The sequence below is a fragment of the Enterobacter cloacae complex sp. P43RS genome (assembly GCF_014930585.1).
GTDB classification, from domain to species: domain Bacteria; phylum Pseudomonadota; class Gammaproteobacteria; order Enterobacterales; family Enterobacteriaceae; genus Enterobacter; species Enterobacter bugandensis.
Map to the genome: position 1 here is coordinate 26,794 of NZ_JADBRJ010000003.1, position 11,278 is coordinate 38,071.

6 protein-coding genes are annotated in these 11,278 nt (G+C 54.4%); 2 read left to right on the top strand and 4 right to left on the bottom strand.

Annotated elements, in window-relative coordinates; genetic code table 11:
* Positions 1-13: 13 nt before the first annotated feature.
* Both IM294_RS07150 and IM294_RS07155 read right to left on the bottom strand, forming a co-directional pair.
* Positions 14-451, bottom strand: coding sequence for a hypothetical protein (locus IM294_RS07150; RefSeq protein WP_041911163.1), 438 nt, complete (start codon positions 449-451; stop codon positions 14-16).
* A gap of 379 nt (positions 452-830) precedes the next feature.
* Positions 831-2,789, bottom strand: coding sequence for a S8 family serine peptidase (locus tag IM294_RS07155; RefSeq protein WP_126818267.1), 1,959 nt, complete (start codon positions 2,787-2,789; stop codon positions 831-833).
* Between the two features lie 502 nt (positions 2,790-3,291).
* Between IM294_RS07155 and IM294_RS07160 the strand changes: the two genes are divergently transcribed.
* On the top strand, positions 3,292-10,014 hold the full coding sequence (locus IM294_RS07160; protein ID WP_193360320.1) for an inverse autotransporter beta domain-containing protein: 6,723 nt from the start codon (positions 3,292-3,294) through the stop codon (positions 10,012-10,014).
* A 97-nt stretch (positions 10,015-10,111) separates the two neighbouring features.
* On the top strand, positions 10,112-10,372 hold the full coding sequence (locus IM294_RS07165) for a hypothetical protein (protein ID WP_048999698.1): 261 nt from the start codon (positions 10,112-10,114) through the stop codon (positions 10,370-10,372).
* A gap of 20 nt (positions 10,373-10,392) precedes the next feature.
* Here IM294_RS07165 and IM294_RS07170 read toward each other — a convergent pair whose 3' ends face one another.
* Positions 10,393-10,620: a hypothetical protein gene (locus IM294_RS07170; protein WP_234105963.1), complete on the bottom strand. Its 228-nt coding sequence runs from the start codon at positions 10,618-10,620 to the stop codon at positions 10,393-10,395.
* A 27-nt stretch (positions 10,621-10,647) separates the two neighbouring features.
* A complete protein-coding gene (locus IM294_RS07175; protein ID WP_048960602.1) occupies positions 10,648-11,019 on the bottom strand; it encodes a hypothetical protein in 372 nt (123 codons plus the stop codon).
* Between the last annotated feature and the right edge of the window lie 259 nt (positions 11,020-11,278).

Below are 11,278 nucleotides of genomic sequence, written 5' to 3' on the forward strand. Positions count from 1 at the left end.
AATCTTCCCTGAATTAATTGAAGGACACTTCTACGTGACTGAGAGGGTTGTTCTGTTTGGCATACACCTTATTTGGCTCTGACTCATCGGGTGTAATCTCGCCGTTGCTGTGCCTGAAACCGGCACGCAGTTCGGGGTGCTGCTGGTTGATAGCCTGGGCGAGGGCGTAGGACCAGTGGGCTTCTTCGCCAGCAAGAATGGTGACGCGCGTTTCCAGATTTGGCAGTTCGGTTCCGTCGTTAAAGAAGCGCGCACGAATCGTTTGCCCTTCAACGACCTTCACTTTCTCACCGTTGACGGCGCGTTCCAGCGTGCCTAGTTCTTTCATGCAGTTCTGGTGACCCTGTTCGCAGTTTGCCGATGGCGAGGTCGTGGCGGCGTTAGCTGAAACGCTGACGCCCGCCCCTGCCAGTAAAGCGGCAAGGACAAAAGCAGATCCTGTTAATTTCATAAGTTCCCTTATTTATTACTGAACAATAACGAAAAGTTAATCTCACCTGCGGCGCAGGTAAAAAGGCGTTATTACCGTGTGATAACAGGGACAAATAGTAACGGGAGGAGACAACCGGCTTGAATAAGAGACTTCTCTGAGCCATTAAGAGTCGGGGAGTTTCGGCAGAGAAGAGCGACCGTTCGTGCTGTAAAGAGGGCGGAGCGCGACAGAGTATGAAATAGTAATGCCAATTTCAGTCCTTGACGCGTATTAATAAAATCTGAGCGAGTACGGAGTTTAAGAAATGACGTTTTTACGGTTTTCCTGAGTGTTGAATTAATAAAAATAAAGCCTGGCTTATATCCAGGCTTTACTATTATGTTAACCAAAAGGGTTTTTAAGGGCAGCTATTATTAGCTGCATCCGACGTTCGCCATGCCCCCCACTCACCGCCGCTTCCTGGCTCTTCTTGTCCTGCGTTGACATACCACTGATTCAGCCAGATTTTGCCGTTATGCGATACGCGTGTACATTTCACCGGGTAGGCGATCCGCGGGTTATACGCTTCTGCGCTGTCATCAGGAATATCAGGTAACTGTGGTTTTTTCACCGTTACGGTGATCTTCTCAGCGCTCACGCTTCCGTCTTTGCCCGTGACGGTTAACCAGTAGGTTGCTTCTCCGTCTGTATTGGCGGGAATGAGTGCCCGGGCGGTAGGCCCTGAAACTTCACGTACCCAGCCTCCGGCATGTTTCTCCTGTAGCCAGAATGTGCCAGTACTGTTTTTGTCGATAGTCCATTTCCAGGAGACGGCATTCTTGCTGGCGCTCCCGTCTAACTGATACGCACGGGAAGAATCGGTCGTGCCGGTAACGGTAAAGCTTTCTCCCGGCACTGCCTTTACTTCCTCCTGTTCTTCCTCTTTGAGTTCCAGAATCCTGGCTACCGCTTTTGCCATATTGGGGTGAGTACCTACTTTCGCTGAATCCCCCGCAGCTAAGGGTGTACCGGTTTCCTGGAGAATGGAGCGCATCTGTTGAGGCGTGACGGTGATATTGTGCGCTTTTGCAATGGCCGACAGGCTGGCGACCACGCCTGCGATAATCGGGTTCGCGGAGGACGTGCCGGAGAAACTTGAGGTGTATTCCGCATTTTTTATGCTATGCAAACCGCCGTAACCCGTAGTAACCACATCCCAGCAGCCCCAGCTGGCGCTGGTCACACGTGAGCCATAGGTGCTGAAAGAGGCTTTTTTGCCATTGTTTGCACAAAACGCGCCCGCAATGATCGCGCCGGAATCCCGCTTTTTAACGTCAAATTTTCCATTAAATCCGGCGTGATCGAGGTTGATATTGCCATTGCCTGCCGCCTGAATCACGTGCACGCCCTTATCCGTAAGCGCTTTTATCACGTCATAATAGGCTGGAGCGTTTTCCTGGGGAACATAGCAAGAGGAGGTGCAACCTGTCACATCTCCTCCGCCGGTCTGCATACCAATTTGCACCACATCTCCTGCCTGGAGTCTGGGGATCATATTGTAGAGATTATTGGCCTGCCATTTGACGTATCCCATACGGGCGTTCCACGTCAGGCCTTTGATGCCCGCATTGATATCTTTCGCCGCCATAATCCCGACGGAGCTGGTGTCGTGATCTTCGCCTGGCGTATAGCGCTTATCACCTTCATGGAAATCGATCGGCGGCAAATTCACATGGCTGGTATTCCATGCGTTGTTTTCCATTGAGACCAGCGAAATGCCGCTACCATCGTGCCCTGAATACTGACTTACGCTGTCGCGATTAACGCCACCCATATAGTAGCCGGGCCGTTTTTCATCTGGCGATTTGGTGTAATCCTGCAATCCACGAAAATCCGGGACGGTGGCCTGGCTGGTACTGTTCAGGGCATAGCTCAGCCCGGAATAGGGCGGCAGGTCGGGAGCCGTGACCCCCTTTTCCAGCGACACCGGCATAGATTCCGGGTAAGCCAGCTCAATATCTTGTCGCGCCGCCAGTTCATTAATTACGTCATTGATATATGTCGCGTCGTGTTGCTTATCGGCTGGCAGGGCTATACGTAAATAACGGTTAAAGCCGTAGCGTTCATTAAGCACATCCATCTCGCTTAATTCACTGCTGCGCAAATGATTTGCCGTAAATAACGGACTCACGGCGAGGGTACTGTCGCGTAATGAAAAGGGTGAAGACTTATTAAGCGTTGTACCGGGTTTTAATTTCACGATAACGGAGAGATACGAAGTGCCTTCCCAGGCTTGCTCGTGCGTGACGGAATTTTGCGCAAAAGCGGGGGCACTCAATAGTGCACAAATAAGCAGGGCCAGTCCAGTTTTATTCATGTCAACGATCTTCCTTATTAAATGACATCCAGAGTATTGCTGGGATCATCCTGCCATTAGGGGAAAATCTGCATAAGAAGACGGTCAGCAATAAAATTGCGAGGTGTCTGTTCCATGTTAAGAATTACCTGCTCCGGAAAATATACGGCTGAAATTGGGCTGAGAAATTTATGAAGCAGGCTGAAAGAGTTGTTAAACATCAATGCCTAAGTATTGAATTTAATGAGGGACGGAAAATCTCATGATCATCTCCTGATTACTGTATGGAGTTTAGGAATTATCTGGATCTTAATATCGCTAACCAGGGAGTTTAATTAATTAGGGATGCGTCACAATGCCCAGTGTTTCGTACTGTTCTTTACGTCAAAAATTATCCGTGTGGATAATCCTTTTACATTATTTATTTTCCATCTTTTTGCTCACGGTTCCCCCCGTCGCGCGGGCGCAAACTGAAACTCACGCAACCATTGAAAGCGAAAGCAATCAGCCCCTGCGGGATAAAATGGCCGGCATGTGGGGAAGCGCCCAACAAAACGGCGCGGGTGATGCCCTGCGCGGTGCGGCAAATAGCGAGGTGAATGCCGCGTTAACCCAGGAAGTGGAAGCGTGGTTAAACAATATCGGCGGGAAAGCCCGCGTTACGGCAGATGTCGGTATTGGCGGGAGCGATAGCCGCGATTTCGGGCTGGACTATCTGTGGCCGGTTAAAATCTGGCAACACGACATTCTGTTCACTCAGATGAGCGCACACCGCTGGAACGAGCGCGATATCCTTAACGTTGGACTGGGCTGGCGACATACCTTTAACCCGCATCTGATGGCGGGTGGAAACCTCTTTTTCGATCAGGATGTCACGCGGCACCATAACCGAATGGGGGCCGGCGCCGAGCTGTGGAGCGATGGGATTCGTGCGTCCGCGAACTACTACCTGCCCCTGAGCGGCTGGCGTCATTCTGACGACAGCATGTTTAATGACGATCCCGACCGCTATGAACTGTATGAACGTGCCGCCCGCGGCTGGGATCTCAATCTGGAGACGGCCCTTTCACAGCACGTCGCGCTTAAATTGGGCTGGTTCCAGTGGTATGGCGACAAAGTGGACGTTAACGGCAGCCGCAGCGAAGCCAGCCACAATCCTCACGGGCTTAACCTCGGGCTTAAGTGGCAACCTGTGCCGCTGGTAGGGGTCAGCGCGGAGCAGAGCATGATTAGCGGGCAGCGGGATAACTTCTCTGTGGGGCTGAATTTCCACTGGGAGTTTGGCCGAAAACTTTCCGAAATGCTGGCAAGTGAAAATGCGGCGGCTTTGCCATCGCTCATGCAGTCCCGCACGGAGTTCGTTACTCGTAATAACAACATTGTTCTCGCCTATAAGCAGGAAGAAAAAGACAGACGCCTCTATTTCAGCCCGACGGAAAAAATCACGCAGGCTGGCGTGCCTTTGCTGCACGCGGTGAAAGGTGGGCAGGGGGGCGTCATTCGCTACACCTCCTCCAGCACGGCGATCGCGACCGTGGAGCCGGGCAGCGGTCTGGTGAACCCAACGCATCGGGGCGATGTCACCATCACCGCGACGGAAACGTCACCTGTCGATCCGGAGCACGTATTAAGTTCCGCCAGCTATCACCTGACCGTGACGCCGGGCGATTTTGCCCCTTCCGTAGAGAGCGTTGCCATTAAGGGGGACATGTCCCCGGGCCAGATCCTGGAGGGGAGTTATCTCTATAAAAGCAATGAAGGGGAGGATGAAGACCCTGAACAAACCCGGATGCGTTGGTATGACGCAGATTCAGGCGAACTGCTCAAGGAAGGGAGTGCTACGTATGAGGTGCAAACGCGTGATATGGCCCGAAGCGTGGTCTTTGAAGTCACACCGTTCAACAAAAAAGGGATACCAGGGGAGAGCGGAACGGCGAAAGTTACCGGGAGCGCAACGATAACCACCCTGCGTATCGATCATCTGCTTTCACCCGGTGAGATCCGCCGTGACGGCAGCGTGAAGTTCTTCGAAGAGAGTCACGGTGCGTTGCTGGTGTTAGCCGAGGTGAAAGACGGTCAGGGCTCCCCTCTGACCGATCAGATGGTGTACTGGCAGAGCAGGAACTCGCTTGGCTCGTTGTCGCAAAACAGCGTACGCACCGATGAGCACGGTCAGGCGCTGGTAAAAATAGAAAACATCATGGCGGATGGTGAAGATGAAATTACGGCCTCGCTGATCCCGCCAGGCGGGATCCAGACCCAGAGCACCGCCAGTGATAACAATGTTCAGCAGGAGAAGATGGCGCTGGTGGTCGATTTTGCCCACCCGCTTGCCATCCGCTTCGTGGCCTCTCCCGAGCGCGCAGAAGTTGCCACGGAAAAGACGTTCACTATTGAAGTTACCGATCAGGATGGTAAGCCTCTGACAGTTGAGAAGAACGTCACGTGGAGCAGTAACGGTGAAACCCTGAGCGGCAAAACGGATAGCGAGGGAAGAGCATCCATCGCGCTTATCGCGCCGCAAAAAGCAGCAGAGAAGTGGGTGGTGAACGCCACGGTAGATACCGTGAGTAGCCCGTCAGCGCCCGTAAGCCTTGAGCCAGGGCCGGTGGAAAAAGTGGTGCTGGACGTCCCGGAAAACGCGGTCGCAGGCAGTGAGGATAAAACCGTCAGCGCGCAGCTGTATGACCGGTTTGATAACGCGGTTATCAGCCGTAAGCAGGCCATCACCTGGCGGATAGAAGGGAGTCAGTTCCGGGAAGCGCCTACCGGAGACAGCGATGAGCACGGTATTGCCAGTGCAACCGTCGTAGTACCTGAAAAAGCGCCAACGCAGGTGAAAGTCTCCGCCGGTGATGAGCAGAAGATCGTCAATGTGACTGTCGGGAAAGTGAATCATGTTGAGCTTAAAGGTACCCCAGATACGCTGAATGCCAATGGGAGCAGCACTTCGACGCTGACCGCCATCGCGCTGGATGAGCACAACAATAGCGTACCGGACGCACCCGTAACGTGGTCGTTAATCACGCAGCAGTTTGGCGCGCTAAGCAACGCGATCGAAAAAACCGATGCAGAAGGCAAAGCGACGGCCACGTTTACGACCGCATCCGCGGGGGGCAATGCGCAAATAGAGGTCGATATTGGCGGCAAAAAACAAGCGACGCAGCTGACGCTCAACGGTTACCCGATTATCCGCAGCATCACGCTGAACCAAACCGCCGGGCTGAAGGTGGGCGATACGGTAAGCGTGGAAAAGGTGGACGTGGAGCAGAACGGCGGCGGTGAGGTGACGCTGAGCTACCAGTGGCACCGTGACGGTGGCGCGATCGATGCCGCCACGTCAGACAGTTATCACCTGACGGAGCAGGATACGGGGGCGACTCTCTTTGTGGTGGTGACCGCGACCAACGAGGCCAAAAATGAAGGCGATAAGGCGTCGTTGAAAACGGAGCCGGTGGTCGGGAAGGCGTCAGATGTTACGGTAACCGCCAGCGCGGACAGCGTGGATGCGAACGGGCTCAACACCATTACCTATACCGCCACGGCGAAGGATCGCTTCGGCCGTGCGGTGGTGGGCGAGGCGATTGTCTGGGACATCGACAAGCCGGAGCTGGTGAGCCGGGGAGAGGCCAGCGCCGTCACCGGTACAGAAGGCACGGGAACGATGATCGTCACCGCGAAAAATACCGGCGGAAACATCACGGTGAGCGCCACGGTCAACGGCAAAAAGGGCGAGTCCGGCGTGGCGCTGCAGGGGATTCCGACGATCAAAAGCATCACGCTGAACCAAACCGCCGGGCTGAAGGTGGGTGACACGGTAAGCGTTGAGAAGGTGGACGTGGAACAGAACGGCGGCGGTGAGGTGAAGCTGAGCTACCAGTGGCACCGTGACGGTGGCGCGATCGACGGCGCCACGTCGGAAAGTTATCACCTGACAGAGCAGGACACAGGGGCAACGCTGTTTGTCGCGGTAACCGCTACCAACGCGGCCAAAAATGAGGGCTATAAGGCGTCATCAAAAACGGAGCCGGTCACCGGGAAAGCGTCAGCCGTGACGGTCACTGCCAGCGCGGCCAGCGTGGAAGCTAACGGGCTGAACACCATTACCTACACCGCCACGGTGAAGGACCGCTTTGGCCGTGCGGTAGTGGGCGAGGCGATTGTCTGGGATATCGACAAACCGGAGCTGGTGGCCCAGGGGGAGACCAGCACCATCACCGGAACCGGAGGCGTGGGGACAATGACCGTCACCACGAAAAATACCGGTGGAACCATCACGGTGAGCGCCACGGTCAACGGCAAAAAAGGCGAATCCGGCGTGGAGATTTACGGCGCGCCGTTGGTGACAGACCTGCATATCTCCGGCACGCCGAAGGTGGGGCAGACCCTGAGTGCGGAATACACCTTCTCGGCAAACGGGAGCGGTGCGGATGCGTCTACCTACCAGTGGCAGTGGAAGGACGGAGAGACATGGAAGAATGCGGCAGCCGCTGGCAATACGGCAAGAACGTTCACGCTGCCGGACAGCTATGCGGGCTACAGCGTGCGGGTGGTGGTGACGCCGAAGGGCAGCAGTCACCCGTCGCTGACCGGAACGCTCCAGGAGAGCCAGGCGGTGATGGCTTACGGCACGCCAGCGGTGGAGGACGTGCGTACATCCGGCACGCCGGAGGTGGGACAGACCCTGAGGGCGGAATACACCTTCAAGGCGAACGGAACCGGTGCGGATGCTTCAACCTATATCTGGGCGAGGTATGAGAAAACCAGCTGGATGCCGATCGAGGGGGCCAACGGCCGGGAATACACCCTCCAGGCGGGAGACGCGGGTTACAGCATTAAAGTAACGATAATACCGGAGGGCAGCAGTCAGCCGTCTCTGGTCGGGGCGGTGCAGCACAGCCCGGCATTAGATGTTTACGGTGCGCCATCGGTGACAGATCTGCACATTTCCGGCACGCCGGAGGTGGGGCAGACCCTGAGGGCGGAATATACCTTCACGGCGAACGGAAGCGGTGCCGATGCCTCAACCTATATCTGGGCGAGATATGAGAAAACCAGCTGGATGCCGATCGAGGGGGCCAACGGCCGGGAATACACCCTTCAGGCGGGAGACGCGGGTTACAGCATTAAGGCGGTGGTGACGCCGACGGGCAGCAGCCAGCCAGCACTGGCCGGAGCGGTACAGAGCAGCCCGTCGGTAGACGCTTATGGGGCGCCGTCGGTAACCAATCTGCACATCTCCGGCACGCCGAGGGTGGGGCAGACCCTGAATGCGGAATACACCTTAACGGCAAACGGGAGCGGTGCGGATGCGTCCACCTACCAGTGGCAGTGGAAGGACGGTGAGACCTGGAAGAATGCGGCCGCCGCTGGCAATACGGCACGCACGTTCACGTTGCCGGACAGCTATGCGGGCTACAGCGTGCGGGTGGTGGTGACGCCGAAGGGCAGCAGTCACCCGGCTCTGGCCGGAGTGGCGCAGGAAAGTTCAGCGGTCGAAGTATATGGCGCGCCGTCGGTGTCGGGCCTGAAGATTTCCGGCACGCCGAAGGTAGGGCAGACCTTGAGGGCGGAATATACCTTCAAGGCGAACGGAACCGGTGCGGATGCTTCAACCTATATCTGGGCGAGATATGAGAAAACCAGCTGGATGCCGATCGAGGGGGCCAACGGCCGGGAATACACTCTTCAGGCGGGAGACGCGGGTTACAGCATTAAGGCGGTGGTGACGCCGACGGGCAGCAGCCAGCCAGCACTGGCTGGAGCGGTACAGAGCAGCCCGTCGGTAGACGCTTATGGGGCGCCGTCGGTAACCAATCTGCACATCTCCGGCACGCCGAGGGTAGGGCAGATCCTGAGGGCAGAATACACCTTCACGTCAAATGGAAGCGGTACGGATAAATCCACCTTTATCTGGGGGAGGTATGAGAAAACCAGCTGGATGCCGATTGAGGGGGCCACGGGTCGGGAATACACCCTCCGGGCCGAGGATGCGGGTTACAGCATTAAAGTGACGGTAATTCCGGAGGGCAGCAGCCAGCCTCAGCTGCAGGGCGATACACAGCACAGCCCGGCGGTGGATGCCTATGGTGCGCCGTCAATAACCAATCTGCATATCTCCGGCACGCCGAAGGTGGGGCAGACCCTGAGTGCGGAATACACCTTCACGGCAAACGGTTCCGGGACGGACGCCTCCAGCTTCCAGTGGCAATGGCAGGATGGTGCAACATGGAAGAATGCTGCAGGCGGCACGGCAAGAACGTTTACGCTTCCAGACAGCTATGCGGGCTACAGCGTGCGGGTGGTGGTAACGCCGAAAGGCAGCAGCCAGCCGTCGCTGACCGGGGCGGTACAGGATAGTCCGACGATGGCAGCCTATGACGCGCCGTCGGTAACGGGTCTGAGGATCTCCGGCACGCCGAAGGTGGGGCAGACCCTGAGGGCGGAATACACCTTCACGGCAAACGGGGCCGGTACGGACATCTCCAGCTTCCAGTGGCAATGGCAGGATGGTGCAACATGGAAGAATGCTGCAGGCGGCACGGCAAGCACGTTTACGCTGCCGGACAGCTATGCGGGTTACAACGTGCGGGTAATGGTAACGCCGAAGGGCAGCAGCCAGCCGTCGCTGACCGGTGCGGTACAGAACAGCCCGGCGGTAGCGGTGTATGGTATGCCGTCTGTGACGGGGCTAAGGATCTCCGGCACGCCGGAGGTGGGGCAGACCCTAAGGGCGGAATACACCTTCACGGCAAACGGGGCCGGTACGGACGTCTCCAGCTTCCAGTGGCAGTGGAAGGATGGCCAGACGTGGAGGAATGTCGCAGGCGGCACGGCAAAAACGTTCACGCTGCCGGACAGCTATGCGGGTTATGACGTGCGGGTGGCCGTGACGCCTAAAGGTTCAGGGCAGCCGTTATCTGGCACTGAGGCCTTTAGTGGTGCTGTTACCATAAGATCTAAGCCTGCGCCTTTCGTTACAAACCTGGGTTACAGCGGCAGTACCGGAGCCTGTAACAGAATAACGGCAACCTACACCTACAACGCTAATGGCGGTGCATCTGAAGGCAACACGATATTTCAGTGGAAGTGGGGAAGCACCGTCGTTTCCAACATAAAAAGCGTTACTTTAGGCTATTGGGGGGAAGTCACGCTTTATGTGACGCCAGTTAATAAGGACGGTATCAGAGGAAAGACGGAATCAAAAACGTTTAAAAATACGGGCTTAAGTAGCTGTGATTGGTAAACACGTTAATTCATTCTGAGGTGTTTTTGTAAACAAGGGGGCATAAGCCCCCTGAACTCTACCTGTCGAATATTTCCAAAGTGCAGGGCTAAAATTCATGAATAATGTCTATCCTGAAAAGCAAGCATCAATACTCATTGGCGATGCCGCCACGCAATTATCCTTGCAGGGGATTAATATTGATCATGTTTCGCTTAGTTATTATCTGGGTAAAAAACTTGAGTATGCCCGGAGTATTAATGATTGCTTGTACGCTGAAGTCATTTATATTGCGCTATCAATGTTGAAGGAAAACGCTAAGTCATCCGGGCAGTGCTGCTGTAAATATAAAGAATGGATTGAGGTATCACTTGATTAAGGGATGGACTTATTACGTTTTCAGATCTGCCTTTTACTGTCTCGGGATATTTTCACTTCTTCAGCAAAATCCAGTGCTTCTTTGTAATCAAAGCTACGCGTTTTGGCATTATGCCTGCCCGGTAACGGTGCCGGTATTTTCACCCCGAACAGCTCACCCGTCGTCATGAGCGCATACACTAATTCAGCCTCGGTGACATCGGCCATTTTCGCCAAAACATTCGTCCTGATACAAAAACTTAACTTCACGTCTAGTCCTCCGTTTGCAAAAGATTTTCAGTCATGTTGCCTTCTGTAAAAATCGATAACGCTGTCGAGATTGGGTCGCATAAAGTTCATGGCATCAATGGTTTCGCACCAGCCCGACAGGGATTCATTTGCTCTTACATACCATGCGTGCTGCTCGCTTCGGGTGTGATGACCCGTGATCAAAACAAGCATGTCGGGTTTAATTCTTCTGATGAACTCCAGATACTTCACCAGATGCGTCTTCGTGCCAAACGTGTCAGCATCGATAATGCACAGTATTTTATCTCTGGCGATAAAATAAAATCGCGCTATTTCTTCAAGCCCTTTTTCGAATAAAAAAGAGTTTGTTCGCACGCAAACCCGAATTTTTTCATGAGTCTGTTTAATTGATGGTTCCATCTTATGTCTCGCTCATCAGGGTAAAATATATGAGATGGCTATTAAGCCTACTATTCCAGCCTGAATAGTGGCAAGGCATTATATTCATTCCTCAGAATAAAATAAGACGGTGCTGGTCTTCTGATTAATAAGAATCTTCTCTGTATCTATGAGTTAAAAATAAATAAACGATGATTTTATCTGGTGGTATGTTTTACGGCCTGACGCATTAAGATATGGTCACTGTTGAGTAAACTTGTTGTTTTTATTTTTCTCAAAG

Coding starts and splice junctions, on each gene's coding strand:
- IM294_RS07165 (WP_048999698.1), top strand. CDS start 10,112: ATGAATAATGTCTATCCTGAAAAGCAAGCATCAATACTCATTGGCGAT.
- IM294_RS07150 (WP_041911163.1), bottom strand. CDS start 451: ATGAAATTAACAGGATCTGCTTTTGTCCTTGCCGCTTTACTGGCAGGG.
- IM294_RS07160 (WP_193360320.1), top strand. CDS start 3,292: ATGGCCGGCATGTGGGGAAGCGCCCAACAAAACGGCGCGGGTGATGCC.
- IM294_RS07175 (WP_048960602.1), bottom strand. CDS start 11,019: ATGGAACCATCAATTAAACAGACTCATGAAAAAATTCGGGTTTGCGTG.
- IM294_RS07155 (WP_126818267.1), bottom strand. CDS start 2,789: ATGAATAAAACTGGACTGGCCCTGCTTATTTGTGCACTATTGAGTGCC.